Source organism: Streptomyces sp. NPDC036764 (genome assembly GCF_055609385.1).
Map to the genome: position 1 here is coordinate 1268552 of NZ_JBVJPT010000001.1, position 26433 is coordinate 1294984.

Here is a 26433-nt window from a genome sequence, read left to right on the forward strand (position 1 = left end):
CGGGCCACTGCCGGTCCAACGAAGCACCGGACCCAGGGCTCAGTAAGAAACGGAACCAAGTCGCCAAGTGTTGCTGGATGCCATTTTCTCAACTCTGGTGTGTCGTCGGAAGCCTGGGGAATCCGGGCGCTTCGACTGCCGCTTCCGAGCGGGAAGTTCGGTGACCGCGAGGCCGAGGATCACCCTTGGTTTCAGGCGGACGGCAGCTCTGCCCAGCGGCTGGTTCCGCCGGAGTGGATGTGGATGCCGCAGTGGGACGCCAGCGCGTTGACGATGTCGAGGCCGCGGCCGTGTTCGTCCGGGTCGATGGCGGAGGTCGGATGGCCGGCCGGTGTCGCGGGGCCGTGGTCGGTGACCTCGACGCGGACCGACCCGCAGCCGTCCGTCAGGGTCCGCGAGAGCCGCAGTGTGGCCGGGGGTATGGCGTGGACGATCGCGTTGGTGAGGAGCTCCGAGACCACAAGCAGTACGTCGGCGGCGCACTCCGCCGTCAGGTTCCAGTCGGACAGGACCGCACGGACGCGTCGACGTATGCCGGCGACGGCCCCCGGCACGTGCGGCAGGGAGAAGACCTCGACCTCCCCACGGGGCGCGGCATCGAGCTGCGCTGTTGTCATCTGTCCTCCTCGGGGCAGTCCCTGCCGGCCACTGGGTCGGGCGTAGGCATCATGGAACGCTAAACAAAGCGAACCCACCGGTCAACGAACATAGGTCGGCATTACCGAACGACAGCCCCGAACAGGGAAAACTCGGACTACCATCGCCTCATGGCCGGCCCAGTCCAGTCCATCGAGCGGGCGGCGGCGATCCTGCGACTGCTCGCCGGCGGATCCCGCCGACTGGGTCTCGGGGAAGTGGCCTCGTCGCTGGGGCTCGCCAAGGGCACCGCCCATGGAATCCTGCGCACCCTGCAACATGTGGACTTCGTCGAGCAGGACCCGGCGACCGGAAAATACCAGCTCGGGGCGGCTCTGCTGCACCTCGGCACCAGCTACCTCGACGTCAACGAACTGCGTTCGCGCTCCATCAACTGGGCCGACGCCCTGGCCGCCCGCAGTGGGGAGGCCGTCCGGCTGGGCACACCCCTGGAGGGCAGGGTGCTCGTCATCCACCATGTCTTCCGGCCGGACGACACCCTCCAGACCCTGGACGTCGGCGCGCTGCTGCCCCTGCACGCATCCTCGCTCGGCAAGGTCCTGCTGGCCTACGGAGCGACCCCGGTGGAACCGCTGCTGGAGGACGAACCGGAGGCGTACACCCGGCACACCCTGGTCCACCCCCCGGAGCTGAACCGGGCGCTCGCCGAGATACGGGACCTGGGCTGGGGCGCCGAAGTACAGGAGATGAGCATGGGTGAAGCCGGAATCGCCGCGCCGATCCGGGGACAGGGCGGCCTCGTGGTGGGCGCGATCGGCGTGTCCGGCGCCGTGGAGCGGATCTGCGACACCAAAGGCCGGCCGCTGCCGGCCCTGATCACCGTGCTGCGGGAGGCGGCACGCGCGATCTCCAGAGACCTGGGCGCGGCTCGCTGGTAGGCCCCCAGCACCTGGCCGACACATCGGAAGGCAGGGCCGATCATGGTTGAACGGTATGTGATGTCCATCGACCAGGGCACCACGTCCACCCGCTGCATCCTGTTCGACCACGGCGGGCGACTGGTGTCGGTCGCGCAGCGGGAGCACCAGCAGTTCTTCCCCCGGCCGGGCTGGGTCGAGCACGACGCCGTCGAGATCTGGCGCAACCTCCAGCGAATCGTCCCCGAGGCACTGTCGAACGCCGGGATCGACGCGAGCCAGATCTCGGCCATCGGGATCGCCAACCAGCGCGAGACGACCGTGCTCTGGGACCCGCGGACCGGCATCCCGCTGGTCCGGGCGATCGTCTGGCAGGACACCCGCACCGCCTCGCTCGTCGACGAGCTCAGGAGCGACCCGGGCGACGACTTCTTCCTCGACCGCTGCCGCCTGCCCCCGTCGACGTACTTCTCCGCGCCCCGGATCCGCTGGCTGTTCGACAATGTCGACGGGCTGGAGCGGCGCGCCCGCGACGGAGAGGTGCTGTTCGGCACCATCGAGAGCTGGCTGATCTGGAACCTCACCGGCGGCGCCGACGGCGGCCTGCACATCACCGACGCCACCAACGCCAGCCGCACCATGCTCATGGACATCCGCACCCTGACCTGGGACTCGGAGCTCATGGCCTTCTTCGGCGTGCCACACGCGATGCTGCCGGAGATCCGGTCCTCCGCGGAGAACTACGGCGAGGCGAGCGCCCTGCTCCCGGGCGTACGGATCACGGCCGCCCTCGGCGATCAGCAGGCGGCCCTGTTCGGGCAGACCTGCTTCTCGCCCGGCGAGGCGAAGTGCACCTACGGCACGGGCAGCTTCCTCGTGATGAACACCGGCACCGACCTCGTCCGTTCCGAACACGGGCTGCTGACGACCGTCGCGTACAAGATCGGGGACCAGCCCACCATCTACGCGCTGGAAGGCCCGATCGCCGTCACCGGCTCACTGGTGCAGTGGTTCCGCGACCGGCTCGGCCTGATCCACAGCGCTCCCGAGATCGAGACGCTGGCCCGCACCGTCGAGGACAACGGCGGCTGCTACATCGTCCCCGCGTTCTCCGGTCTGTTCGCACCGCACTGGCGCAGCGACGCCCGCGGTGTGATCGTCGGCCTCACGTCGTACATCACCAAGGGCCACCTGGCCCGCGCCGTCCTGGAGGCCACCGGCTGGCAGACCCGGGAGGTCGTCGACGCCATGAACGCCGACTCCGCGCTCGCCCTGAAGCAGCTCAAGGTCGACGGCGGCATGACGTCCGACCATCTGCTGATGCAGATCCTGGCCGACGTGCTCGACGTTCCCGTCGTACGGCCCCTCGTCGCCGAGACGGTGTCCCTCGGAGCTGCCTACGCGGCCGGTCTGGCGGCCGGTTACTGGCCGGACCTGCAGGTCCTGCGCCGCAACTGGCACCGGGCAGCCCAGTGGCTGCCGGACATGGACGCAGAACGGCGGGACTGGGAGTACGAGTGCTGGAAGCGGGCCGTCGAGCGGTCACTGGGGTGGATTCAGCCACCGAAGCGGCCGTGACGCACAGGCCCGGTTCGCATCCCGTCCTCCCTGAGATCCGGCCCAGCGGGTCTGCCGCCGACCGCAGACCCGTTGGGTGCCCAGCCCCCAGGCCGGTCGTGGCCGGGTGACTCAGCGGGTGACCAGCAGACCGCGGCTGCGCAGCACCCGCCGCTCCAGCGGGCTGAAGATCAGCAGGTCGATGGCGATACCGACGAGCAGGATCAGGAAGATGGCCAGGAAGACCTGGGACATGCTGCTGTTGTTGCGGCCGTTCTCCAGCAACTGGCCGAGGCCGACACCGAGGTCGGGCGAGGACGCGATGATCTCCGCCGCCATCAGCGAGCGCCAGGAGAAGGCCCAGCCCTGCTTCAGGCCCGCCAGATAGCCGGGCAGCGCCGCCGGCATCACCACATGCCGGGCCTCGCGCAGACCGGTCGCGCCCAGGGTGCGACCGGCACGCAGGAACAGCGGTGGGATCTGATCGATGCCCGCGACGAGGCCGTTGGCGATGGACGGGACCGCGCCGAGCAGGATCACGGCGTACATCATCGAGTTGTTCAGACCCAGCCACAGCACGGCCGGCGGCACCCAGGCCACCGACGGCAGCGACTGGAGGCCGGACAGGATCGGCCCGATCGCCGCGCGCACGAACCTCACGCGCGCGACCAGCAGGCCGAGCGGCGTACCGATGGCCAGCGCCAGCAGGAAGCCGAGCAGGCCGCGTGAGACGGACGTCCAGATGTAGTCGAGCAGCGTGCCCTGAAGCCAGGCCTCGCGCACCTCGCCCCACACGTCGGCAGGTGAGGGCAGCTTGTACGCGGGGACGACCTCCGCCCACACGAGCAACTGCCAGACCACCAGCACCAGCGCGACCGCGGTGACGGGCGGCAGCACCTTGCGGGTCAGGGTCTCGCGCAGCGGGGTACGGCGGACCTGTACCGAGTCCAGGGCGTCGAGCCCGGCCTCCAGCCCGGCCAGGTCCTCGGCGCCGTTCTTCTTGGCGTCGACCTTGATGTCGACGCCGTTGTCAGTGCCGGCCATGGCGGCGGATCTCCCCACGCAGTTCTTCGGTGATCTCGGCGGACAGTTCGGCCACCGCCGCGTCCTCGATGCGACGCGGCTGCGGAATGCCGACCGTCCATTCCCGGGCGATACGGCCCGGGCGCGAGGACAGCAGGACGACGCGCTGCGCCAGCCGTACCGCCTCGCGCACGTTGTGCGTCACGAACAGCACCGACACGTCCGTCTCCCGCCAGATACGGGTGAGTTCGTCGTGCAGCACGTCCCGCGTGATCGCGTCCAGTGCCGCGAACGGCTCGTCCATCAGCAGGAGCTTGCTGTCCTGGGCGAGCGCCCGCGCCAGCGCGACCCGCTGGCGCATGCCGCCCGACAGCTCGTGCACCCGCTTGCCGTACGAGCCCTTCAGCCGGACCAGTTCGAGCAGTTCCTCGGCCCGCTCGCGCCGCTCGGCCTTGGCGACCCCGCTGAGTTTCAGGGCGAGTTCGATGTTCTTGCCCGCGGTCAGCCACGGGAACAGGGCGTGCTCCTGGAACATCAGAGCCGGCCGGCCGTCCGTGCCGATCGAGCCGGCGGACGGCAGGTCGAGCCCCGCGACCAGGTTGAGCAGAGTGGACTTGCCGCAGCCCGAGGCCCCCAGGAGGGTGACGAACTCACCCGGCGCGACATCGAGGGTGATGTCGTCGAGGACGAGTTGCTGCCCGGCCGGCCCGGCGAAGGACTTCGAGACGTGCTCGATCCGGGCGGCGTAGGGCACCGCCGTGGCGTCCTCGGCGACCTTGGCGGTCGTGGCCGTCGTCGTGGCCATGGTCGTCACCTCCTGGGAACTCTCGGAACGGTGTTTACTTGGCGCCGAGACCGGCGTCGTCGACCTCGTTCGCGCCCTCGGCCTTGAGGACCTTGTTGAGCGGCGCGAGGTCGTAGATGCCCTTCAGGTCGGGCTTCTCCAGCAGACCGGCCTTGACCGCGTGCTCCGCCTCGGTGCCGAGGGTCGCGGCCAGCGGATCGTCGAGGAAGGTGATCGACTTCCAGGCCGGGTCGATGACGTCGGCGGGCAGCGCCTTGCCGGAGAGCTCCTCCAGGGCCTTGTTCGCGGAGGCCTTGGCCTTGTCCGGGTTGGCGTTGATCCACTTGTTGGTCTTCACCGAACCCCGCAGCACGGCCTCGACGACGTCCGGGTGATCCTTGAGGAAGCTCTGCGACACGATGATGTTCGTGATCACGAACTTCTTGTCCGGCCACAGGTCGGCCTCGTCGAGGAGCACCTTGCCGCCCTCGGCGACCAGCTTGGACGCGGTCGGCTCGGGCACCCACGCGCCGTCGATCGAACCGGACTTGTAGGCGTCCGGCGTGATCTTGTTGTCGGTGCGGACGACGGAGACGTCGCCCTTGCCGCTCTCGGCGTCGACCTTCCAGCCCTGCTCGGAGATCCAGTTGAGCAGCGCCACGTCCTGGGTGTTGCCGAGCTGAGGCGTGGCGATCTTCTTGCCCTTGACGTCCTTGAGGGACTTGATCTTCTCCGGGTTCACGACGAGCTTCACGCCGCCGGAGGCCGAACCGGAGATGATCCGCAGGTTCTTGCCGGCCGCCTTGCTGTAGCCGTTGATGGCGGGGGAGGGGCCGATCCAGCCGATGTCGATCGAGCCGGAGTTCAGCGCCTCGATCTCCGACGGGCCGGCGTTGAAGGTCGACGGCTTGATCTTGGTGCCGCCGAGCTCCTTCTGGAGCAGGCCCTCCTGGACGCCCACCAGGGCGGTGGCGTGCGTGAGGTTGGGGAAGTAGCCGATCTTCACCTCGTCGGCGGAGAGCTTCTTGGCGTCCGCCGCGACCTCGGCCTGCTTGCCGTCGTCGGTGGACTCGGCGCCGTAGCCGCAGGCGGTCAGCAGCAGGGGGAGCGCCGCTATGACGGCGAAGGTGCGCAGGGTGGTGAGCGGTCTTGCGGCAGACACGGAGGTGTCCTCTCGGGGAAGGCGGTCAGGAAAGGTGATTCAAGGGCTGCTGCCACAGGCGTTGCGCCCGTCGGCGTGCACCGGCACACCACTCACCCGCCATCCCGGGGGGACGGCAGGGAGCGCAGCGGTGTGGGGGATGCGTGGGGGGGTTCCGCGGAGAGCCTCAGACGCGGCGACAGATGGCGCTGGACGTGCGCCCGAAGTCGATGTGGCGACGGCAGGTCAGAAGGGGCAGCAACAGGACTGTGTGGTTGCGCGTTCTCATGCCCACCCCACCCCACAGATTCCTAGTTTTCCTACCTGGTTGATGGGGATCGTGGCAGAAGGTTGCGTCCGCCCCAAGGGGTTGTTCACATAGTGGACGCGGTCATCTCGCCAATTGAGAAGCGCGAGCTCAGGGCCTGTAGCAAGGTGCGGGCAACCGCGTCATTCTGTCGAAAAGCGGGCGCATTGGTACGAGGTCTGGCGAAAGCGGCGACGGCTCGGGTGTTGGTCGGCGCGCCGAGGGCGATGCGGCGAGGGTGGTCACCGCCGAGGGACGGGTCCACGACGTGGCCGTCCGTGGGGGAGACGGCGAGCAGACCGGAACGGTGGGTGTGGGTGGGGTCGGCGATGACCTCCTCGGTCAGGGCGCCCACTCGGTGCAGCTCGCGCAGGAGCGGGTCCTCGGTGCGGTCGAGCGAGGGTGTGGGCAGATACGCCTCGATGAGGGCCGTGGCGTGGACGGTGTGACCGGGGACGGTGGCACCGGTCGCGGTGAAGGTGCCGGTGCCCTCGTCGGTGCCGATACGGACACCCGCGCCCAGGAAGTGGACGATCCCGGCCCGGGACAGGGCCAGGAGCTGGCGCAGCCGGAAGCCGGGCGGGCCCGAGGCGAGGAAACTGAAGAACCCGTGCCACCAGCCGTCCAGGTGCCCGGCGACGGAGCGCGCGGTCAGCCGTCCCGAGGCGACCAGGCCGGGTAGCTGTCCGTATACGGAGAGCAGGGCGAGGAACGCCCCGAGATCGGCACTGAACTCCGGGTCCTCGCGACGGCTCACGTCCCGGGCGATGTGGTCGCGCAGATGGTCCTGGAAGGCGTCGGGCGTGGGGAAGGCCAGGCCGTCCAAGGGGTGGTCCAGGGTCTCGAAGTCCAGGCGGTCCGCCGAGTCGGGTACGGCCGTGGCGACCAGGGCGGCCATCTCCTCGCCGTACCAGTCCAGACGGTCGTAGGCGCTGACGAACTCCGGCCAGGGCAGAGTGGTGCGCTCGGGATGGGCGTGGAAGAGCTCGTGATAGTGGCCGAAGCCGATCTCCTTGGCCATCAGTGGCCACACGTCGCGCCGCAGGTCCAGCGGGCGCTCCTCGGCGAGCAGCGCGTCGACCTGGGCGGGCCCGAAGTGGCGCGGCAACGGCGGCCGCGGGCCCTGGAGCTGGTAGCGCGTCTTGGAGTGGTACGGCACTCCCCGCCGCGATCCGACGTGCAGCACGGGTTCGCGGCCGGACGGGAGGTAGGTGAGGGTGCCGTCGGCCTCGGTGCGGAACGTGCCGCCGCGGCCCTCGGTGAGCAGGGACATCAGGTCGATGAACGCGAGCCCGAAGCCGCGCAGGATGACGTCCTCGCCAGGCCGCAGGGCGGACAGGTCGGCGTCGGCGGAGAACTCCGGCGGGAGGTGGAAGCGGCGGTGCCGGCGGGCGAAGTCGGCGTGCGCACGGTACTCGGCGGCGGGCGTGGAGCCGAGGTGGCCCTGCGCCAGGACCACCAAGTCGGCGGTGAGCGGGGCGGCGCGGTCGGCCAGGTGCACCTGCTGCGGGCCGTCCGGGGGGCCGGTGACCGAGGTCGCGGTGGTGCGGTGCCACTCGACCGTGACGGTGGGCGGCAGCTCGGCCAGCGCCCGGCGGAACACCCAGTCCAGATAGGCGCTCTGGGCGCGGCGGGTGGGGAAGTCGCTCCCGGCCAGCGAACGCAGCTCGGCGAGCACGTCCGGGTCGGCGGGCTCGGCGAAGGGGGCGCGGCGCGGGCCCTCGCCGGAGAACTGGGCGGCCCACTCGGCGAGGGAGGGCCCAGGACGCACCGGGCCCTCGATGGTGGACGACTCGTCCGTGAACATGGTGACGTCCTCGGCCATGGAGTTCATCCGCAGCAGCGCGGACTGCTCCCGGCGCCAGACACGTCCCGGGCCGGGCGGGTGCGGATCGACCAGGTGGATACGCAACTCTCTTGTCCCGTCCCAAAGTTCGGGGGCGTTGGCCGCGATCCGCTCCAACAGGCCCGTGGCCCGCGGACCCGCGCCGACGACGACCAGGACGGCGGTGGAGGGGCTGCCGCTCATCGGTCACCGCCGGTCACCGGGCGGGCGTCGGCGGCCGTCGCGGCGCTCAGCCGGAGCGTTACGGCGGTGAGGTGTCCGCGCAGCCGCTGGAGCGGGGTGGGCGGCAGGGTGCGGGAGTCGCCGCGTGCGTAGTACCGCTCGACGTAGAACTGGCCGGCGCTGAGCACCGTGGTGACCGCGATGTACCACAGGGTGGCGACCATCAGCAGCGGGATGATCTGGTAGGTCTGGTTGTAGATGAGCTGCACCGAATACAGCAGGTCGTGCACGGCCAGCACGCTGACGATGCTGGTGCCCTTCAGGGTGCCGATCAGCATGTTCCCGGCCGTCGGCACGATCGAGCGCATCGCCTGGGGCACGACGATCCGGCGCAGGGTGCGGCGTCTGCTCAGCCCGAGCGCCTGGGCCGCCTCGGTCTGCCCGGAGTCCACGGAGAGGATGCCGCCGCGCACGACCTCGGCGGCGTAGGCGGTCTCGTGGAGGGTCAGGCCGATGACGGCGGTGAGGGTCGGCCCGAGCAGGTTGACCGTCTTGATGGTGAGGAACTGCGGGCCGAACGGGATGCCGAGGCCGAGCGTCGGGTACAGCGCACCGATGTTGAACCAGAACAGCAGTTGGACCAGCAAAGGGGTGGACCGGAAGACCCACACGTATCCCCAACTCAAGGTGCGCAGCACGGGGTTGGCGGACAGCCGCATGACCGCGAGCAGGGTGCCGAGCACAAAGCCGAGCACCATCACCAATGCGGTCAGCCACAGGGAGAGCAGCAGTCCGTCGAGCACGGCGGACGTGGTGAAGTACCGGCCCACCACGTCCCATTGGAAGGCGTCGTTGCGGATCACGGAATTGAGCACCATCGCGAAGACGAGCAGCGCGACGGCGGCGGTCAGCCATCGGCCGGCGTGCCGGCGCGGCACGATACGCGGCAGGTCCTCGTCGGGTGGGCCGGGTGGCCGAACGGACTTCGGGGCTGGGACGGGGACGGACGTGACATCGGACGGCGTGACCATGGGGAGGCTCTCCGGGGGAGGGGTGGCAGACGTGGATGACCACCCGATGGCACTCGTGGGCGCGCGGCGCAGGAGCGGCGCGGGTACGGTGCGGTCGGGTTCGGCGTCGTCACGTAGCCGCGTCCCTCAACGCGGCCGGAAGGGCTGCCGCGTAGGGCGCAGCCTGTCCGTCATCGATCGTATGTGCCCACAGCGCGGATGTGTCAACAACCGGTGAGGGGCGCCGGACGAGGTGGTCCGGCATCCGGGCCCTGCTTGACGGGAAGCACGATGTACTGCTCAATTAATCGCATGAATGCCCAGCGGCGCTTGGTCTCGCGCGGTCACATCGACTTCTGTCGGGTGTGGTCCGCGGCGTGTTGCGCCTGACTCGGCAGCGGGCCGTCTGACCGGCCCTTCCCTCCCTCGGTGACCCCGTCGCGGGCCGAGCTCTCTTCGCGCGCTGCCGCAGCACAACTTTCCCGCTTCACCGACGCCCGGCGTCGTCACGCCCCTTGCTGAAGCTGTCGGCCCATTACCTGACGGTTCGTCATTCATGCCTGTGCGCAGGGCAGTTCGGTCATGCCCGGCCGCGCACCGCACACCCCGAAAGGTCACCTCCATGCCCGTGGAGTTCCTCGGCATCGCCGCCACCAACGACGGCTCCGAAACCACGCCGCGCTCCGGCGCCGCCTTCGACAAGGACTACACACTCCGGCTCGCCCGGGCACACGAGGACCACGGCTGGGACCGGGTGCTGTTCGCCTACGGCTCCGGCTCGCCGGACCCCGCACCGGCCGCCGCGTACATCGCGAGCAATCTGGACCGCCTACAGATCCTGCTCGCCCACCGCCCCAACGTCTCCTACCCGACCTTCGCCGCCAAGACCTTCGCCACCCTGGACCGGATCAGCGACGGCCGGCTGACCGTGCACTTCATCACCGGCGGCAACGACCACGAGCAGGGCCGCGAGGGCGACACCCTCACCAAGGACGAGCGCTACGCCCGCACCCTCGAGTACATCCGCATCGTCAAGAAGATCTGGACCACGCACGAGCCCTTCGACCACGAGGGCGAGCACTACCGCTTCCACGACTTCGTCAGCGACGTCTTCCCCGTCCAGCAGCCCCGCCCCGGCGTCTCGTTCGGCGGCTCGTCGCCCGCCGCGTACGCCGCCGGAGGAGCCGAGGCCGACATCTACTGCCTGTGGGGCGAGCCGCTCGCGAAGACCGCCGAGCAGATCGAGCACGTGAAGGCCGCCGCGAAGGCCGCGGGCCGCACCGACGTGCCCCGCATCCAGGTTGCCTTCCGCCCGATCATCGCCCCCACCGAGGAGCTGGCCTGGGAGAAGGCCCACCGCACGGTCGGCGCGATCAAGGCCCGCAAGGAGAAGGGCGAGGCGATCACCAAGCGCCACAACGGGCACGCCCAGCCGCAGAACACCGGTTCGCAGCGGCTGCTCGCCATCGCCGAGGCCGGCGAGCGCTACGACCGCGCCCTGTGGACCCCGACCGCCGCCGCGACCGGCGGGGCGGGCAACTCCAACGCCCTGGTCGGCACCCCCGAGACGGTGGCGCAGGCCCTCCTCGACTACTACGACCTCGGTGTCGACATCCTCTCCGCGCGCGGCTACGACCTGCTGGGCGACGCCATCGACTTCGGCCGCCATGTGATCCCGATCGTCCGCGAGGAGGTCGCCAAGCGCGACGCCGAGCGGGCCGCGCGCGGTACGCAGGGCCTGGCGGCGGTGAACGGATGACCTCCGCACCGGAGTTGACGGTCGTCGAGGTGCCCGTCTCCGACGCCAGGGTCGAGCCACTGCTGCGCGAACTCGGCGACGAGTACTCCAGACGCTACGGCGGCGACGCCCACGCCGAACTCGCCCGCTATCCCGACGAGGAGTTCACCGCACCGCACGGCGGTGTCCTGCTCCTCCTCATCGAGGACGGGCAGCCGGTCGCCGGCGGCGCCTTCCGCCGGTACGACGGGACCACCGCCGAACTCAAGCGGATCTGGACCCACTCCGCGCACCGCCGGCGCGGCCTCGCCCGACGTGTCGTCGCCGAGTTGGAGCGCGAGGCGGGCGCCCGTGGCTACCGGCGCGTCTATCTGACGACCGGCCCGCGCCAGCCCGAGGCCCGCGGCCTCTACCTGGCCGCCGGCTACACCGCCCTGTTCGACACCGAGGCCGACCCGGAGACCATCGGGCCGCTGCCCTTCGAGAAGCACCTCGCAGAACCGGAACACACGGGAAAGGCCTCCACCCTGTGAACATCCGCACGATCAGCGGCCGCCTGCGCGGCGCCGCCGCCCTCGCGCTGCTGCCCCTGCTCGCGCTGACCGCCTGCGGCTCCGGCGACACGAGCGGCGCGGCGGCGGTGGGCGCCCAGGCCTCTCCCGCGCCGACCGACGACCCGGTCGCCGCCGTGCGCAAGGTGGACTCCGCCGCGGCGCTGCTGCCCGCCGACGTGCGGGAGGCGGGCACGCTCAAGGTCGGCAGTTCGATCGGGTTCCCGCCCGGGGCGTACTACCCGAACGGCACCGACAAGGCACCCGCCGGTCAGGACATCGACCTCGCCGACGCCGTCGCCAAGGTGCTCGGCGTCAAGCTGGAGCGCCAGGACGCCTCCTTCGAGACGATCCTGCCCGCCCTCGGCAGCGGCAAGTACGACTTCGGAACCGGCAACTTCGGGGTCACGAGCGATCGCTTGAAGACCATCGACTTCGTCACCTACATCAACGACGGCCAGGGCTTCGCGGTGAAGAAGGGCAACACCGAGCTGAAGACGAAGGTCACCGACCTCACGCAACTGTGCGGGCTGACCATCGGCACCGGCGCCGGCACCACCTTCGAGGCGACCCTCAGCGCGCAGAAGGGAGTGTGCGCGAAGGCAGGCAAGAAGCCGTACGACGTGAAGGTCTACTCGGAGAACGCGGCCACGCTCACCGCGCTCCAGCAGGGCCGCATCGACGTGATCATGTCGACCATCAACGGCCTGCGCTATCAGGCTTCGCAGCCCGCGTCGCAGACCGCCTTCCTCGGCGAGTTCCACCGCCTCGACGTCGGCTTCGCCTTCAAGAAGGGCTCCCCGCTCACCAAGGCGTTCCGGGCGGCCGTCGACGAGCTGATCAAGGACGGCACCTACAGCCGCATCCTCAAGAAGTGGGGCACGTCCGCCTCCGCGATCGACGCCTCGCGGATCAACCCGCCCGAGCACACATGAGTGCCGTCATGGTCGACGTCCACGGCGTCCACAAGAGCTTCGGCCCGCTGGACGTCCTGCGCGGCGTCGACCTGACGGTCCGCGCGGGTGAGGTGACGGTGATCCTCGGCCCGTCCGGCTCCGGGAAGTCCACACTGCTGCGCACCATCAACCACCTGGAGAAGGTGGACCGCGGCTGGATCAGCGTCGACGGCGAACTCATCGGCTACCGACGCTCGGGGAACAAGCTGCACGAGCTGAAGGAGAAGGAGGTGGCGAAGCAGCGCACGAACATCGGCTTCGTCTTCCAGAACTTCAACCTGTTTCCCCATCTGACCGTGCTGGACAACCTCGTCGAGGCCCCCGTCTCCGCACTGCGTCGCCCCCGGAAGCAGGCGGATCAGACGGCTCGCCGGCTCCTCGACCGGGTCGGCCTCGCGGACAAGGCCGACGCCTTTCCGCGCCAGCTCTCCGGCGGCCAGCAGCAGCGTGTGGCCATCGCCCGCGCGCTCGCTCTCGAACCGAAGGTGCTGCTCTTCGACGAACCCACCTCGGCACTGGACCCGGAACTGGTCGGTGAAGTCCTCGACGTCATCAAGGACCTGGCCGGCACGGGCACCACCATGATCGTCGTGACCCATGAGATCGGCTTCGCCCGCGAGGTCGCCGACGCGGTGGTGTTCATGGACGGCGGCATCGTCGTGGAACAGGGGCCACCGGCTGCCGTCCTGGACAACCCGCGCCAGGAGCGGACCCGCGCCTTCCTGTCCAAGGTCCTTTGACCGAACGGGTCGGCAGTGGAGTTCCGGCAACAGCCGTACGCTCTAACGCCGTTGTGACCACAACCCGGCTCGCACTGTTGACCTCTTGGCCCGTGCCCGTCCCCAACTCCGACGACGAGGACCCGTCATGACCGCATCCGCAGCGCCTTCACCCCGTCCCCCGGCCCGACTCGACGAGACCGCCCACGACCGCCGCAGACTGCGCCAGTGGCTCGCCGGGGAAGCCAGAGCGGACGGGGTCAGCCGCCGCACGCTGCTCACCCTGCTCGCCGCCACGGCCGCCGCGACCGTGCTCCCCGCGCCGGGTCCGGCCCGCGCGGCCGGCACCCCGATCGTCAAACCGCTGCCGCCCGAGTGGTTCATCCAGCGCGGCACCAACGCCGAGACCCGCTGGGAGGCCCTGCGCGGGACGGGCCACCACACGCCCAACGAGCTGTTCTTCGTCCGCAACCACACCACCACCCCCGTCCTGGACGCCCACGACTGGCGGCTGCGGCTGTGGGGCAGCGGGCTGCGGGGCACGCCCGGCGAGGACAAGCCGGTCGAGTTCGGGTACGACGATCTGCGCGCCCTGCCCGCCGTCACCCGGACCGCGTTCGTCGAGTGCGCCGGGAACGGCCGTAGCCACTACACGACCCAGCAGGGCGAGACGGTCACCGGCACCGCCTGGACGCTGGGCGCGGTCGGCGTCGCCCGCTGGCGCGGGGTGCGTCTGGCCGACGTACTGCGCAGGGCGGGGCTGTCCCCGTACGCCGTGGACGTGCAACCGCGTGGCCTGGACGCCGAGTACGTCAGCGGCGGTGAGAGCCTCGGCCGGGTGCGCCGTCCGCTGCCGCTGGCCAAGGCGATGGACGACGTCCTCCTCGCGTACGAGATGAACGGCGAGCCGCTGCCGCCCGACCACGGGTATCCGGTGCGGGTGCTCGTGCCCTCGTGGGTGGGGATCTCGTCGATCAAGTGGGTCGGCGACATCGAGGTGTCCGCGCAGCCGCTGTTCTCACCGTGGAACACCACCTTCTACCGGCTGTACGGCCCCTCCTACCCCGAGGGGGGCAGCGCCCCGCTGACCCGGCAGACGCTCAAGAGCGCCTTCGAGCTGGCGAGCGGCGCCACGTTCCCGGCGGGACAGGGCCAGGTGCTGCACGGCCGGTCCTGGTCCGGCGCGGGCGCCGTCGCACGGGTCGACGTCAGCACCGACGGCGGCGCGAGCTGGCGCAGGGCCCGACTGCACGACCGGCCCCGCGCCGACACCTGGACCCGCTGGTCCATCCCCTGGAAGCCCGAGACACCCGGCACCACCCACCTGCTGGCCCGCGCCACCGACACGGCCGGCCGCCGCCAGCCGGACGTCTCCGTGCCCAACACACAGGGCTACCTGTTCGACGCGGTGGTCCGGCATCCGGTGACCGTCACCTGACCGGGCGCCTCACGAAGAGCCGTCGTACGCACGGGCGTTGCGTACGAACAGCTCGTGCAGATCGCGGACGGCCCGGGGCACCGAACCGGAATGGCGGCGTTGCAGGACCAGCAGCACCTCGGTGGCGTCGCCCGCGAGCGGCCGGACGGTGATCGCGCCGCGCCGCTCCAACGGGTCGCCGATCACACTGAAGTCGGGCAGCACGGTCGCCCCCAGTCCCTCGGCGACCATCAGCTTGCCCATCTCGGCGCCGTCGGTGGAGTAGGAGAAGGACGGCGTACGGCCGTCGAGCAGCCGGTGCAGGAAGCGGTGCATGACATAGCCGGACCGCATCACCACCAGCGGCTCGGTCAGGAGACTGTCCGCATCCACCGTTTCCAGGGCGGCCAGCGCGCTGTCCGGCCGTACGCACACCACCGGCCGGCCACGCAGCAGTTCGGTGGTCTCGAAGCCGGGCGGCAGGTCGTCGCCCCCGAGGTAGTTCACCAGCCCCAGATCGAACGCGCCCTCCAGCAGCCCACGATGGATCTCCGACTGCTGGGCGCCGACCAGCTCGACCTGGGTGAGCGGGTGCGAGCCCCGGAACTCCCGCACCGTCGGGATCACCAGCGGGACGGTGGCCGTGTTGACCGTGCCGAGCCGGACCATACGGCTGATGCGGTGCTGGTCGCCGGCCGCGCTCCGCAGCCGGTCGACCGCGTCCAGCACGCTCATGATGTGCGGGAGCAGCTCCCGTCCCTCGTCGCTGATCTTCGCCCCGGACCGCTTGCGTTCCAGCAGGTCCACGCCGAGCTCGCGTTCCAGATTGCGCACGGTCTCGCTCAGCGCCGGCTGGGAAAGATGCAGTTCCTCGGCGGCGCGCCGCAGCGACCCCGAACGCGTGACTGCGGCGATGTATTCGAGCTGTTCGATACGCACGACAAGGACCCTGCCGTCCGCCGCTCACCGCGTTCAAGGGAATCCCTGTCACAACCTCGTGAATACCTGCTCTCAGAATGTGGAATCAGCACCGGGCATTCTTGACCGTCCCGAGTCACCGCTGCTTTGATCGATGACATGAAGCGACAGGACCTCACGCGGCGACGCCACGTCGACCTCGCGCGTGTCTCCAGTTCCTGCTGTCGCTGTCGGATCTGAGCGCACCCGAGGGAAACCCTCGCACTCGCGCCGTACCCCCTTCGCGAATTCCACTGCCGGCCGTATTCCACGGTGATTTCGGCTTTCCCGGGAACGTCGTCCCCGCACGTCCGAATCCCGATCACTGAACACCTTTCCCTGTCACGCACGCGCCCATTCGCGCGTGCGCAGTCCTGCAGGAGTTCCCCATGCCCGTACCGCCCGGATCCGACCCCGTCCGCTTCGCCTACTGGGTGCCGAACGTCAGCGGCGGCCTGGTCACCAGCACCATCGAGCAGCGCACCGACTGGGGCTACGACTACAACCGCGAACTGGCCGTCCTCGCCGAGAACAACGGCTTCGACTACGCCCTCAGCCAGGTCCGCTACATGGCCAGCTACGGTGCCGAGTTCCAGCACGAGTCGACCAGCTTCAGCCTCGCCCTGCTCCTCGCCACCCAGCGGCTCAAGGTCATCGCCGCCGTCCACCCGGGCCTGTGGCACCCCGGCGTCCTCGCCAAACTCGGCGCCACCGCCGACCACCTGTCGAACGGCCGATTCGCGGTCAACGTCGTCAGCGGCTGGTTCAAGGGCGAGTTCACGGCGCTCGGTGAGCCCTGGCTGGAGCACGACGAGCGCTACCGGCGCTCGGAGGAGTTCATCCGCGCCCTGCGGCAGATCTGGACCGAGGACCACACCGAACTCGCCGGTGACTTCTACCGGTTGCGTGACTTCTCCCTCAAGCCCAAGCCGCTCAACACCCCCGAGCGACCGCACCCGGAGATCTTCCAGGGCGGCAACTCCACCGCCGCCCGCGCCATGGCCGGCCGTGTCTCCGACTGGTACTTCAGCAACGGCAAGGACTTCGACGGCGTCAGCGAGCAGATCGCCGACGTCCGCGCCTCCGCCGCCCAAGTGGGCCGCACCGCACCGAAGTTCGGCCTCAACGCCTTCCTCATCGCCCGCGACACCGAGGCCGAGGCCCGCGACACGCTCCGCGAGATCGTCGCCAAGGCCAACACCGAGGCCGTCCACGGATTCCGCGACGCCGTCCAGCAGGCCGGCCCGTCCACCGCCGACGGCAAGGGCATGTGGCAGGACTCCAGCTTCGAGGACCTCGTCCAGTACAACGACGGCTTCCGCACGGGCCTGATCGGCACGCCCGAGCAGATCGCCGAGCGGATCGTCGCCTACAAGCGCCTCGGCGTCGACCTCTTTCTCCTCGGATTCCTGCACTACCTGGAGGAGGTCGAGTACTTCGGCAAGCGGGTGCTGCCCCTCGTCCGCGAACTGGAGGCCCAGGAAGCCGAGTTCGCGCCCGCCGGCGCCCGCGCCTGACCACCCGAGGCCCGCGGAGCGGCGGCCTGCAAGCGCCGCGAGACCGGCCGCAACCCTTCACCGGCGAACTGCCGCAGCCCACCCGGTACTTCTGAAAGGTCCTCCCATGGCCACCATCCTCTCCGTCTCCGGCAGCCCCTCCGCCACCTCCCGCACCGCGCGGCTGCTGCGCCACCTGGACGGCCGGCTCCTCGCCCAGGGACACGACGTGATCCCGCTCGACGTCCGTACCCTCCCGGCCGAGGCCCTGCTGCACGCCGACTTCCGGCACCCGGCGATCGTCGAGGCCACCGCCCTGTTCGAGCGCGCCGACGGCATCGTGATCGGCACCCCCGTCTACAAGGCCGCCTACTCCGGCCTGCTGAAGTCACTGCTCGACCTGCTCCCGCAGTACGCGCTGGCGGGCAAGACCGTCCTGCCGCTGGCCACCGGCGGCACCACCGCCCACGTCCTGGCCATCGACTACGCCCTGCGCCCGGTGCTGAACTCCATGGGTCCCGCCCACATCACCCCGGGCTGGTTCACCCTCGACAAGGACATCAGCGTCGGCGACGACGGCAGCCTGGCCGTCGCGTCGGGCCCCGCCGAGGCCCTGGCCCAGGTCACCGACCAGTTCTCGCTCGCGCTCGGTGGCCGTCCGACCCTGCTGGCGGCCACCGGATGAGCGCCGCGACCGTGATCGCCGACGACGCCGAGGCCCTCGCGGTCGCCGCCGAACTGGCCGACGGGTTCCGCAAGGAGGCAGCCGAGCGGGATGCGCAACGCCGGCTCCCGTACCCGGAGATGGCGCGGCTGTCCGCCTCCGGGCTGCTCGGGGTGACGGTTCCCGCGCAGTTCGGCGGCGCGGACGTCCGCGCGGAGACACTGGCCGAGGTGTTCCGGCTGCTGGCCTCGGCCGACGCCAGCCTCGCCCAGATCCCGCAGAGCCACTTCGTGTACGTCAACGTGCTGCGCCGGCAGGGGACGCGGGAACAGCAGGCGTTCTTCTTCGGCGAGGTGCTGGCCGGCAAGCGGTTCGGCAACGCCCAGTCAGAGGCGGGCACCAGCCACGTGCAGGACATCCGTACACGGCTCGGGCGCCGCCCCGACGGGTCGTACGTCCTCGACGGCGTCAAGCACTACTCCACCGGCGCCCTGTTCGCGGACTGGATCCCCGTCCTCGCCCGCGCCGACGACGACAACCTGCACGTGGCGTACGTGCCGAGAGACGCGCCCGGCGTGACGGTCGTGGACGACTGGGACGGCATGGGCCAGCGCACCACCGCCAGCGGAACCGTCCGCCTGGATTCGGTGCCCGTGCCCGCCGACCGGGTCGTGCCGCACCACCTCACCTTCCACGGACCCCAACTGCACGGCGCGGTCGCACAGTTGCTGCACGCCGCGATCGACGCCGGGATCGCTTCCGGCGCGCTCGCCGAGGCCGTGGAGTTCGTCCGCACCAGGAGCCGTCCCTGGTTCGAGAGCGTCGGCGAAGGACACGCGACCGCCGCCGAGGACCCCCTGCTGATCCAGCGGTTCGGTGAACTGGCGATCCGGGTACGGGCCGCCGACGCCCTGCTCGCCGCCGCGGCGCGGTCCGTCGACGCCGCCCACGCCGACCTGACCGACGACTCGGCCGCCGAGGCCTCGATCGCCGTGGCCGCCGCCAAGGCGACGGCGGCCGAGACGGCCGTGGAGGTCGGCAGTGCCCTCTTCGAGGTCGCCGGCACCCGGTCGGCGCTCGACTCCCTGGGCCTGCATCGCCATTGGCGCGACGCGCGCACCCACACCCTGCACGACCCGGCCCGCTGGAAGGTCCAGCACATCGGCCGCTACGTGCTCAACGGCACCCGGCCGCCCCGGCACGGGCTGCTGTGACGCACGACCTCGATCGGAGACCCCCCATGGCACTCACCTTCCACTGGTTCCTGCCCACCAACGGCGACAGCCGCGATGTCGTCGGCGGCGGCCACGGCACCCCGGCCACCGTGTCCGGGCGGGACCGGCCGCCGACGGTGGCCTACCTGAGCCAGATCGCCCGTGCCGCCGAGGACCTGGGATTCGTGGGCGCGCTCACCCCCACGGGCGCCTGGTGCGAGGACGCCTGGCTGACCACCGCGATGGTCAGCCAGAACACCGAGCGGCTGAAGTTCCTGGTCGCCTTCCGGCCCGGCTTCGTCTCACCGACCCTCGCCGCGCAGATGGCGTCCACCTTCCAGCGGCAGAGCGGCGGACGGCTGCTGCTGAACGTGGTGACGGGCGGGGAGAGCCACGAGCAGCGGGCCTACGGTGACTTCCTCGACAAGGACGACCGTTACCGCCGTACCGGCGAATTCCTCCAGATCGTGCGGGGGCTGTGGGAGGGCAAGACCGTCGATCTGGTCGGCGAGCACCTCCAGGTCGAGGACGCGAGGCTGGCCCGGGTGCCCGACCCGGTCCCCGAGGTCTACTTCGGCGGGTCCTCGCCGATCGCCGGGGAGATCGCCGCCCGGCATGCCGACGTCTACCTCACCTGGGGCGAGCCGCCGGCCGCCGTCGCCGAGAAGATCGCCTGGATCCGGGCGCTGGCCGAGAAGGAGGGCCGCAGCGTCCGTTTCGGCATCCGGCTGCACGTCATCACCCGGGACACCGGTGAGCAGGCGTGGGCGGAGGCCCGGCGGCTGCTGGACGGCTTCGACACCGAGACCGTGCGAGCCGTACAGGCCGGGCTGGCCCGCAGCGAGTCCGAGGGGCAGCAGCGCATGCTCGCGCTGCACGGCGGCAGCTCCGACGGACTGGAGATCCACCCGAACCTCTGGGCGGGCATCGGGCTGGTGCGGGGCGGCGCGGGCACGGCGCTGGTCGGCAGCCACGACGAGGTCGCCGAGCGGATCGCGGAGTACCACCGGCTGGGCATCGACGAGTTCGTGCTCTCCGGGTACCCGCACCTGGAGGAGGCGTACTGGTTCGGCGAGGGCGTCCTGCCGAGGCTTGAGGCGCAGGGTCTGTGGCGGCACCCCTTCGACCGGCGGGTGACCCCCTCGGCCCAGGTCCCGTTCGCCGGTGCCGGGACCGCGCGATGACCCGCACCGGACGAGGGCGGCCGCTGCCACGAACTCGCCAGACGGGGGTGCGAATCAGCCAGAGAGGAAACGTATCCCTAGCTTTCCTATCGAATTACTAGGGAAGTGTTGACCCCCGCCGACGGGGCGAGTGAGGATGACGCCATGACGATCGCCCCTCCGGCCCCGGCCGCTCCGTTCGGCGACCCCGGGCGGGACGCCCTTGTCCCGTCGGCGGACGGGCCGGCCGACTGGCTGCACATCGCCCGCGAACTCGCGGACGACCTCGCCACGGACGCGGCTCTGCGCGAGGAGGCCGGCAAGCTCCCGCTCGACGAGGTGGCGCGGCTGCGCGAGTCGGGTCTGCTCGCCCTCCTGGTGCCGGCCGCGCACGGCGGAGCGGGCGCGGACTGGCGGGCCGCGTACGCCGTCGTACGGACCGTCGCCGCGGCCGACGGGGCCGTCGGCCACCTCCTGGGCAGCCACTACTTCCTGTCCTGCAGTGCCCGGTTCTTCGCCGCGCCCGACCGTGCCGTCCGCGTCGAGCGGGCGTCCGCGGCGGGCCAGTGGTTCTGGGGCGGCGGCATCGCCTCGCAGGAACCGCCGCTCATGCTGACGCCGACGGCGAACGGCTACTTGCTGGACGGCCATCAGCGGTACGGCTCCGGAGTCGGCGTCGCCGACCGGTTGCTGGTCCGCGCCGCCGTGCCCGGCACCGGCGAGCCTCTCGCCGTCCTCGTCGACCCCGCCCACCCGGGCGTGGTGAGCGGCGGCGCGGGCGACACCTTCGGGCAGCGGCTGGCCGCCGCCGGCGCCGTCACGTTCGACTCGGTGCCGGTCACGCACCACGACGTACTGGGCTCCCTGTCCGCCGACGACGGAGCCCTGTCGCCCTTCGCCGGCCTCGCCGTGCCCACCGCACGACTGGTCTCCGCCCAGTTCTGTCTCGGCGTCGCCGAGGGACTGCTCGGTGAAGTCCGCGAGCACGGACGGGCCGTGCACTCGCCCTGGGATTCGCTCGCACCCCAGCCCTGGGCGGGGATCCCGCCGCAGGACCCGTACGTGCTCACCGCGTACGGCGAACTCGCCGTCGCCGCACGAGCCGCGTCCGCCCTCGCCGACCAGGCGGTGGACGCCCTCACCCGTGGCCTCGGCCGGGGCGAGGACCTCGACGACGAGGAGAGCGCGGAGATCGCCGTGCTCGCGAGCGCGGCCGAGGCCGCCGCCGCCCGGGCCGCGCAGGAGATCACCAGCCGTGCGCTGGAGGCCGTCGGCGCGCCCGCGGCCTTCACCCGGCACGGTCTCGACCGCTTCTGGCGCGACACGCGCACCCACACCCTGCGCGAGCCGGTCGCGCACAGGCTGCGTGAGGTCGGGGACTACTTCCTGAACGGCGCGCATCCGCCGTTCAGCCTTCCCGCCTGACCGGGGCGGCCGCCGGTGAGGACCGGCGCGGCGGTGAGGGATAATCTCAGCATGCGGATCTCGGCCAGAGCGGACTATGCGGTGCGGGCGGCGTTGGAGCTGGCCGCCGCAGGAGACGACACGTCACTGAAGGCCGAAGCCATCGCCGACGCACAGGGCATCCCGCACAAGTTCCTGGAGGGCATCCTCGGCGATCTGCGCCGGGGCGGCCTCGTGGTCAGCCAGCGCGGCGGCAAGGGCGGCTACCGGCTCGCCCGTCCGGCGGACTCGATCGCCATCGCCGAGGTGATCCGCGTGGCGGACGGCCCCCTGGTCTCGGTGCGCGGCGTCCGCCCGCCCGACCTCTCCTACATCGGCCCCGCGGAGTCCCTGCTGCCGCTGTGGGTCGCCGTACGCGCCAACGTCCGCAAGATCCTCGGCGAGGTCACGCTCGCCCATGTGGCCGCGGCGAAGCTGCCCGACGACGTGCTGAGCCTCGCGGACGACCCCGAGGCATGGACGAACCCCTGACCGGTGTCCCGCCGACCGGCGGCCCTTGAGGCGCGGCGACGAGACCCTCAGGCGGCCGGCTTCTCCCACACCGACACGTGCTTGCCGCTCTCTCCGGTGAACGGCTCGCGCGTGAAGTCCTCCCACCGGACGCGCAGCCTCAGTCCGGCCAGTCGGGCCATCAGGTCCAGCTCGGCCGGCCACACGTACCGGAACGGGACGGACCAGTGCTCGGCCCGCCCGTCGGTGATGGTGACGTAGTTGGAGCTCATCGCCTGGGTGGCGACGTCGTAGGTGTCGAACGCCCAGCGTGTGTCGCTGATGTGGAACGGTACGGCGCTCTGCCCGGGCGGCAGCCGGCGCAGATCGGGCACGCCCACCTCGACGACGAAGCAGCCGCCGGGCCGCAGATGGGCGGCGGCGTTGCGGAAGCAGTCGACCTGGGCGTCCTGGGTCGTCAGATTGCCGATCGTGTTGAACACGAGGTAGACGAGGGTGAACTCGCCCGCCACCCGGGTCGTCGCGAAGTCCCCGATCGTCACCCCGACGGCGTCACCGCCGGGCTTCGCCCGCAGCTTCTCCACCATCGCGCGGGACATGTCGATCCCGTGCACCGGGATCCCGCGGCCGGCCAGCGGCAGCGCGATCCGGCCGGTGCCGACGCCGAGTTCCAGCGCCGGGCCGTCACCGGCGAGTTCGGCCAGCAGGTCCACCGCCGGGTCCACCACGTCGGCGCGGAACATGTCCGCAGCCGAATCGTCGTACCCGGCCGCGATGTTCTCTCCGAAGTAGCCGTCGTCATCGCTCACGCCGGGACCGTACTGCCGGCCGCCGCGCCGAGGCACCCGAATTTCCGCGGGCCGTGGATCCGGGTGCCGGCACCACCCCGACCCGGGGGCTGGGACGACTGCCTCCGGCGCCCTCGCGCCCTAGCTTCGAGACCGAGGCAGGAGCGAAGAGTCCCACGGCAGTCCCAGGAGACGTGATGAGCGCATTGAGCAGGAGGAACGTGCTGCGCGGCGGACTGGTCGCCACGACGGCGGGGGTCATGGCGCCCGGGCTGGGCGCGGGGGCCGCGGCGGCGGCCACGGAGGGTACGGCCTGTCCCGCGCCGCCCGGACCCGCCATGGTCGGGCCCGGCGATCCGCGATTCCGGTCCCTGGCGAGGCGGGGCTACAACCGCCGGTTCGTGGGCCGGCCCGAGCACGTCTGGATCGTCGGCACGACCTCGCATGTCGTACGTGCCGTGCAGCAGGCCGTCGACAGCGGCCCCTTGGCAGACGCTGTACTTCGGCGACAACCACCGCCGGCTCCAGCGCGTCAAGGCGAAGTGGGACCCCCGCGGCGTCTTCCACCACGCGCTGTCGGTGCGCGCGGCCTGAAAAGGGCGGCGGGCGCGGGATTCCGACCACAGTCGCTCCCGCGCCCGTCGCCTCGATGCCCGGGCGGTCACGTACTCATGCGAGCGTGACCTTGACCGGCAGCTTCTTGATGCCGTTGACGAAGTTGGAGCGCACGCGCGGCACTTCGCCGGCCAGCTTGATGTCGGCGAGGCGCGGGATCAGCTCCTCGAACATGATGCGGATCTCGGTACGGGCGAGCAGGTTGCCCAGGCACAGGTGCGGGCTGCCCTTGCCGAAGGTGACGTGGTCGTTGTCGGCGCGGGTGACGTCGAAGTCGTACGGGTTGCCGAAGACCTCCTCGTCGCGGTTGCCGGAGGCGAACCACATGACGACCTTGTCGCCCTCCTTGACCCGCTTGCCGCCGAGCTCGACCTCCCGTGTCGCGGTGCGGCGGAAGTGGTAGACCGGGGAGGCCCAGCGCAGGAACTCCTCGACGGCCGCCGGGATCAGGGAGGGGTCCTCCTGGAGGCGGGCGAGCTGCTCGGGGTGCTGGAGCAGGGCCAGCATGGAGTGGGTGATGGTGTGCCGGGTGGTCTCGTTGCCGGCGACCACCAGCAGCAGGAAGTAGTTGTCGAAGTCCTGCGCGGACAGCGGGACGCCGTCGCGCGGAACCGTGTTGACCAGCTTCGACACCAGGTCCGTGCCGTCGCCGCCGCGCCGCTGCCGGGCCAGCTCGCGGCCGTACTCGAAGACCTCGACGGACGCCGGGGAGCGGAACGGCAGATCGCGGTACTTCTCGCTCTCCGCGCTGTGCAGCAGCACGTCCGCGTAGTCGGGGTCGGTGTTGCCGATGATGCGGTTGCCCCAGTCGATGAGCTGCTGGTTGTCCTGCGGCGGCACGTCAAGCAGCCGTGCCAGGACGTTGATCGGGAAGTCCGCGGAGACGTCGGCGACGAAGTCGAACGTGCCCTTGGCGAGCGCCGCGTCCAGCGTCGTCGCGGTCAGGCCGCGCAGGAAGTCGGCGTAGCTGTTGATGACGCTCGCGCCGAACTGCCGCTGGATCACGCTGCGCAGTGCCCGGTGCCGTACGCCGTCCATCTCCAGGATGGAGGCGCGCTTCTTGATCTGGTCGTCGTCGACCTCCTCCAGGTTGACGAACCTCGTCGAGGTGAAGGTCTCCGGGTCGCGGTCGACGCGGGCGATGTCGGCGTGCCGGGTCACCGCCCAGAAGCCGGAGTTGGGGGCGTCCTCCGGCTGCCAGTGCACGGGGTCCTCGTGGCGCAGGGTGTGGAACATGCGCCAGGGCGTCACACCGTCGGTGAACTTGTCGAGGTCCGTGAGGTTCACGTCGGCGATCGGCATCGGCTCGGAGGCGGAAGCGGAAGTCATCGATGGCTCCTGGGTGTCACAAGGATCTGCTGGGGTCACAGGTGGTAGGCGTACTCGGTGAACTCCCAGTCGGTGACATGCCGTTGGAAGCGTTCGACCTCGTTGCGCTTGTAGGTGAGGTAGGAGGTGGTGAAGCCCTTGCCGAGCAGTTCGGTCAGGGCGGTGTCCGCCTGAAGCGCGTCGAGCGCGGCGGACAGATCGGTGGGCAGCACCGCGGACCGCGCGGTGTCGTAGCCGTAGCCCTCCAGCGGGGGCGGCGGCTCCTCGCCGGCCCGGATGCCGAGCAGGGCGGCGGCGAGTGTGGCGGCGACGGCCAGATAGGGGTTGGCGCTCGCGTCGCCGAGGCGCAGTTCCAGGCGGGCGCCGGTGCCGCGCTCGGGCGGGATGCGGATCATGGCGCTGCGGTTGTCCAGTCCCCAGTCGATCAGCCAGGGCGCGAGGGTGTCCGGGCCGAAGCGTTTGTAGGAGTTCACCGTCGGGTTGAGCAGCGCGGCGAGGGCGGGCGCGTGGGCGACGATGCCGGCGAGCGCGTGCCGGGCGACGGCCGAGAGGCCGTGGGCACCCGCGGGGTCGTCGAAGGCGTTGCGGCCCTCGGCGTCGTCGCAGGACAGGTGCAGATGGAAGCCCGAGCCGCCCGCGTCGCCGAACGGCTTGGCCATGAAGGTGGCCAGCAGGCCGTCCCGGCGGGCCAGCTCCTTCACCGCGGCCTTGAAGCGGAATGAGCGGTCGGCCGCGTCCAGCGCGTCGGAGTGGGTGAGGTTGATCTCGTACTGGCCGCCGTCGAACTCGTGGTTGCCGGTGATCACGCCGATGCCGAGGTCGCGCAGGTGGCGCAGGGTGCGCAGCAGATGGTTCGAGGGGTCGGCGCGCAGGCCGGCCGTGTAGACGGCGCCGGTCGTCTCGGGGTGGCGGCGCCATCCCGCGGGGGTGTTCTCCAGCAGGAAGTACTCCAGCTCCGGTCCGACGATCGGATGCAGGCCCTGCTCGGCACAGTGGGCCAGCACGGTGCGCAGCAGATCGCGCGGTGACTCCGGGGCGGGTGCGCCCGTCGCCGGGTCGGTGACCTCGCCCAGACAGGTGGCGACGCCGGGCTCCCACGGGAGCACGGTCAGGGTGGACAGGTCGGGGCGCACGGTCACATCGGGCAGTCCGGCGTCCAGGCCGCCCGCGACCGGGACCACGTCGCCCTGCGGGCTGGTGTGGTAGACGGCCCGGCAGAAGGCCAGACCGTGCTCGCAGGCCGCCGGCAGGTGGTCCACCAGCACGTCACGGGCGCGGTCGGTGCCGATGAGGTCGGGATAGGTCACCCGGACCACGTCGACACCCTCGGCGGTGAGCCGCTCCATGTGCCGGCGGATGTCTGGTTTGTCGTGAGCGCTCACCGATGTCTCCTCGGGCGGATGGGGAAGGGTGGCGTGCGGACGACCTGAGCAGAGGGTGCGAGGTGGGGGAGAGGCGACCCCGGGTCGTCGTTTGAACCCGAACGGTATGGAGGGGATTCGCCGTCCCGCAAGGGGGCGGCCTCAAAAATTTATCCACCTGGACAGGTATTGACCAGGGTCGAGCGG

Annotated in this window: 24 protein-coding genes and 1 pseudogene; 15 read left to right on the forward strand and 10 right to left on the reverse strand. The window is 70.8% G+C overall.

What is annotated here, in order from left to right:
• Positions 1–191 precede the first annotated feature (191 nt).
• Positions 192–617, reverse strand: a complete 426-nt coding sequence (locus tag ACZ69Q_RS05500; protein WP_471036721.1) for an ATP-binding protein — start codon at positions 615–617, stop codon at positions 192–194.
• Positions 618–767: 150 nt separating this feature from the next.
• Here ACZ69Q_RS05500 and ACZ69Q_RS05505 point away from each other — a divergent pair, with 150 nt between their 5' ends.
• The gene (locus ACZ69Q_RS05505) at positions 768–1535 is read left to right on the forward strand and encodes an IclR family transcriptional regulator (RefSeq protein WP_471036723.1); all 768 of its coding nucleotides are present in this window, start codon (positions 768–770) and stop codon (positions 1533–1535) included.
• Between the two features lie 42 nt (positions 1536–1577).
• On the forward strand, positions 1578–3092 hold the full coding sequence (gene glpK / locus ACZ69Q_RS05510) for a glycerol kinase GlpK (RefSeq protein WP_471036728.1): 1515 nt from the start codon (positions 1578–1580) through the stop codon (positions 3090–3092).
• A gap of 111 nt (positions 3093–3203) precedes the next feature.
• On the opposite strand, the gene ACZ69Q_RS05515 is transcribed toward glpK, so the two are convergent.
• From ACZ69Q_RS05515 to ACZ69Q_RS05535, 5 genes are all read right to left on the reverse strand, one after another.
• Complete coding sequence (locus ACZ69Q_RS05515) at positions 3204–4115, reverse strand: ABC transporter permease (RefSeq protein WP_471036732.1); 912 nt, start codon at positions 4113–4115, stop codon at positions 3204–3206.
• Complete coding sequence (locus ACZ69Q_RS05520; RefSeq protein ID WP_471036736.1) at positions 4102–4899, reverse strand: ABC transporter ATP-binding protein; 798 nt, start codon at positions 4897–4899, stop codon at positions 4102–4104. The genes ACZ69Q_RS05515 and ACZ69Q_RS05520 overlap by 14 nt, the downstream gene beginning before the upstream one ends.
• Positions 4900–4933: 34 nt before the next feature.
• Complete coding sequence (locus ACZ69Q_RS05525) at positions 4934–6040, reverse strand: aliphatic sulfonate ABC transporter substrate-binding protein (RefSeq protein ID WP_471036739.1); 1107 nt, start codon at positions 6038–6040, stop codon at positions 4934–4936.
• Between the two features lie 353 nt (positions 6041–6393).
• Positions 6394–8355: an FAD/NAD(P)-binding protein gene (locus tag ACZ69Q_RS05530; protein WP_471036742.1), complete on the reverse strand. Its 1962-nt coding sequence runs from the start codon at positions 8353–8355 to the stop codon at positions 6394–6396.
• A complete protein-coding gene (locus ACZ69Q_RS05535; protein WP_471036746.1) occupies positions 8352–9365 on the reverse strand; it encodes an amino acid ABC transporter permease in 1014 nt (337 codons plus the stop codon). The genes ACZ69Q_RS05530 and ACZ69Q_RS05535 overlap by 4 nt, the downstream gene beginning before the upstream one ends.
• Before the next feature lie 601 nt (positions 9366–9966).
• Here ACZ69Q_RS05535 and ACZ69Q_RS05540 point away from each other — a divergent pair.
• The 5 genes from ACZ69Q_RS05540 (at position 9967) to ACZ69Q_RS05560 (ending at position 14746) form a co-directional block, all read left to right on the forward strand.
• The gene (locus ACZ69Q_RS05540; RefSeq protein ID WP_471036749.1) at positions 9967–11103 is read left to right on the forward strand and encodes an LLM class flavin-dependent oxidoreductase; all 1137 of its coding nucleotides are present in this window, start codon (positions 9967–9969) and stop codon (positions 11101–11103) included.
• Positions 11100–11615 carry a GNAT family N-acetyltransferase gene (locus tag ACZ69Q_RS05545; protein WP_471036752.1) on the forward strand — a complete coding sequence of 172 codons (516 nt, stop codon included), beginning with the start codon at positions 11100–11102 and terminating at the stop codon, positions 11613–11615. Before ACZ69Q_RS05540 ends, ACZ69Q_RS05545 begins: the two co-directional genes overlap by 4 nt.
• A complete protein-coding gene (locus tag ACZ69Q_RS05550; RefSeq protein ID WP_471036756.1) occupies positions 11612–12568 on the forward strand; it encodes an ABC transporter substrate-binding protein in 957 nt (318 codons plus the stop codon). The genes ACZ69Q_RS05545 and ACZ69Q_RS05550 overlap by 4 nt, the downstream gene beginning before the upstream one ends.
• On the forward strand, positions 12565–13329 hold the full coding sequence (locus tag ACZ69Q_RS05555; RefSeq protein WP_471036759.1) for an amino acid ABC transporter ATP-binding protein: 765 nt from the start codon (positions 12565–12567) through the stop codon (positions 13327–13329). The genes ACZ69Q_RS05550 and ACZ69Q_RS05555 overlap by 4 nt, the downstream gene beginning before the upstream one ends.
• A 127-nt stretch (positions 13330–13456) precedes the next feature.
• On the forward strand, positions 13457–14746 hold the full coding sequence (locus ACZ69Q_RS05560) for a sulfite oxidase (RefSeq protein ID WP_471036764.1): 1290 nt from the start codon (positions 13457–13459) through the stop codon (positions 14744–14746).
• Positions 14747–14755: 9 nt separating this feature from the next.
• Here ACZ69Q_RS05560 and ACZ69Q_RS05565 read toward each other — a convergent pair whose 3' ends face one another.
• On the reverse strand, positions 14756–15664 hold the full coding sequence (locus tag ACZ69Q_RS05565) for a LysR family transcriptional regulator (protein ID WP_471036768.1): 909 nt from the start codon (positions 15662–15664) through the stop codon (positions 14756–14758).
• A 138-nt stretch (positions 15665–15802) separates the two neighbouring features.
• Here ACZ69Q_RS05565 and ACZ69Q_RS05570 point away from each other — a divergent pair, with 138 nt between their 5' ends.
• The 7 genes from ACZ69Q_RS05570 to ACZ69Q_RS05600 all read left to right on the forward strand — a co-directional run bounded on the left by ACZ69Q_RS05570 (position 15803) and on the right by ACZ69Q_RS05600 (position 22154).
• Positions 15803–15883 (forward strand): putative leader peptide, encoded by an 81-nt coding sequence (locus ACZ69Q_RS05570; RefSeq protein WP_351187348.1) that lies wholly within the window; start codon positions 15803–15805, stop codon positions 15881–15883.
• Positions 15884–16071: 188 nt separating this feature from the next.
• Positions 16072–17199 carry a dimethylsulfone monooxygenase SfnG gene (sfnG, locus tag ACZ69Q_RS05575; protein WP_471036772.1) on the forward strand — a complete coding sequence of 376 codons (1128 nt, stop codon included), beginning with the start codon at positions 16072–16074 and terminating at the stop codon, positions 17197–17199.
• 106 nt (positions 17200–17305) lie between these two features.
• Positions 17306–17863 (forward strand): NADPH-dependent FMN reductase, encoded by a 558-nt coding sequence (gene ssuE / locus ACZ69Q_RS05580; protein ID WP_471036775.1) that lies wholly within the window; start codon positions 17306–17308, stop codon positions 17861–17863.
• Positions 17860–19056 (forward strand): SfnB family sulfur acquisition oxidoreductase, encoded by a 1197-nt coding sequence (locus ACZ69Q_RS05585; protein WP_471036779.1) that lies wholly within the window; start codon positions 17860–17862, stop codon positions 19054–19056. The genes ssuE and ACZ69Q_RS05585 overlap by 4 nt, the downstream gene beginning before the upstream one ends.
• Before the next feature lie 26 nt (positions 19057–19082).
• A complete protein-coding gene (locus tag ACZ69Q_RS05590; RefSeq protein ID WP_471036781.1) occupies positions 19083–20240 on the forward strand; it encodes an LLM class flavin-dependent oxidoreductase in 1158 nt (385 codons plus the stop codon).
• A gap of 144 nt (positions 20241–20384) precedes the next feature.
• Positions 20385–21644, forward strand: a complete 1260-nt coding sequence (locus ACZ69Q_RS05595) for an acyl-CoA dehydrogenase family protein (protein ID WP_471036784.1) — start codon at positions 20385–20387, stop codon at positions 21642–21644.
• 51 nt (positions 21645–21695) lie between these two features.
• Entirely contained in the window at positions 21696–22154 is a 459-nt protein-coding gene (locus ACZ69Q_RS05600) for an RrF2 family transcriptional regulator (RefSeq protein WP_471036788.1), read from the forward strand.
• Positions 22155–22201: 47 nt separating this feature from the next.
• Here the strand turns inward: ACZ69Q_RS05600 and ACZ69Q_RS05605 are convergent, their stop codons facing one another.
• Positions 22202–22942 (reverse strand): class I SAM-dependent DNA methyltransferase, encoded by a 741-nt coding sequence (locus ACZ69Q_RS05605; RefSeq protein ID WP_471036790.1) that lies wholly within the window; start codon positions 22940–22942, stop codon positions 22202–22204.
• Between the two features lie 462 nt (positions 22943–23404).
• Between ACZ69Q_RS05605 and ACZ69Q_RS05610 the strand changes: the two are divergent.
• Positions 23405–23515, forward strand: a pseudogene (locus tag ACZ69Q_RS05610) (BBE domain-containing protein); the annotation flags it as partial.
• 75 nt (positions 23516–23590) lie between these two features.
• Here ACZ69Q_RS05610 and ACZ69Q_RS05615 read toward each other — a convergent pair.
• Entirely contained in the window at positions 23591–24865 is a 1275-nt protein-coding gene (locus ACZ69Q_RS05615) for a cytochrome P450 (RefSeq protein ID WP_471036792.1), read from the reverse strand.
• A 35-nt stretch (positions 24866–24900) separates the two neighbouring features.
• Positions 24901–26211, reverse strand: a complete 1311-nt coding sequence (locus ACZ69Q_RS05620; RefSeq protein WP_471040090.1) for a glutamine synthetase family protein — start codon at positions 26209–26211, stop codon at positions 24901–24903.
• Positions 26212–26433 lie beyond the last annotated feature (222 nt).

Coding starts and splice junctions, on each gene's coding strand:
- ACZ69Q_RS05500 (WP_471036721.1), bottom strand. CDS start 617: ATGACAACAGCGCAGCTCGATGCCGCGCCCCGTGGGGAGGTCGAGGTC.
- ACZ69Q_RS05505 (WP_471036723.1), top strand. CDS start 768: ATGGCCGGCCCAGTCCAGTCCATCGAGCGGGCGGCGGCGATCCTGCGA.
- glpK (WP_471036728.1), top strand. CDS start 1,578: ATGGTTGAACGGTATGTGATGTCCATCGACCAGGGCACCACGTCCACC.
- ACZ69Q_RS05515 (WP_471036732.1), bottom strand. CDS start 4,115: ATGGCCGGCACTGACAACGGCGTCGACATCAAGGTCGACGCCAAGAAG.
- ACZ69Q_RS05520 (WP_471036736.1), bottom strand. CDS start 4,899: ATGGCCACGACGACGGCCACGACCGCCAAGGTCGCCGAGGACGCCACG.
- ACZ69Q_RS05530 (WP_471036742.1), bottom strand. CDS start 8,355: ATGAGCGGCAGCCCCTCCACCGCCGTCCTGGTCGTCGTCGGCGCGGGT.
- ACZ69Q_RS05535 (WP_471036746.1), bottom strand. CDS start 9,365: ATGGTCACGCCGTCCGATGTCACGTCCGTCCCCGTCCCAGCCCCGAAG.
- ACZ69Q_RS05540 (WP_471036749.1), top strand. CDS start 9,967: ATGCCCGTGGAGTTCCTCGGCATCGCCGCCACCAACGACGGCTCCGAA.
- ACZ69Q_RS05545 (WP_471036752.1), top strand. CDS start 11,100: ATGACCTCCGCACCGGAGTTGACGGTCGTCGAGGTGCCCGTCTCCGAC.
- ACZ69Q_RS05555 (WP_471036759.1), top strand. CDS start 12,565: ATGAGTGCCGTCATGGTCGACGTCCACGGCGTCCACAAGAGCTTCGGC.
- ACZ69Q_RS05560 (WP_471036764.1), top strand. CDS start 13,457: ATGACCGCATCCGCAGCGCCTTCACCCCGTCCCCCGGCCCGACTCGAC.
- ACZ69Q_RS05570 (WP_351187348.1), top strand. CDS start 15,803: ATGAAGCGACAGGACCTCACGCGGCGACGCCACGTCGACCTCGCGCGT.
- sfnG (WP_471036772.1), top strand. CDS start 16,072: ATGCCCGTACCGCCCGGATCCGACCCCGTCCGCTTCGCCTACTGGGTG.
- ssuE (WP_471036775.1), top strand. CDS start 17,306: ATGGCCACCATCCTCTCCGTCTCCGGCAGCCCCTCCGCCACCTCCCGC.
- ACZ69Q_RS05585 (WP_471036779.1), top strand. CDS start 17,860: ATGAGCGCCGCGACCGTGATCGCCGACGACGCCGAGGCCCTCGCGGTC.
- ACZ69Q_RS05590 (WP_471036781.1), top strand. CDS start 19,083: ATGGCACTCACCTTCCACTGGTTCCTGCCCACCAACGGCGACAGCCGC.
- ACZ69Q_RS05595 (WP_471036784.1), top strand. CDS start 20,385: ATGACGATCGCCCCTCCGGCCCCGGCCGCTCCGTTCGGCGACCCCGGG.
- ACZ69Q_RS05600 (WP_471036788.1), top strand. CDS start 21,696: ATGCGGATCTCGGCCAGAGCGGACTATGCGGTGCGGGCGGCGTTGGAG.
- ACZ69Q_RS05615 (WP_471036792.1), bottom strand. CDS start 24,865: ATGACTTCCGCTTCCGCCTCCGAGCCGATGCCGATCGCCGACGTGAAC.
- ACZ69Q_RS05620 (WP_471040090.1), bottom strand. CDS start 26,211: ATGGAGCGGCTCACCGCCGAGGGTGTCGACGTGGTCCGGGTGACCTAT.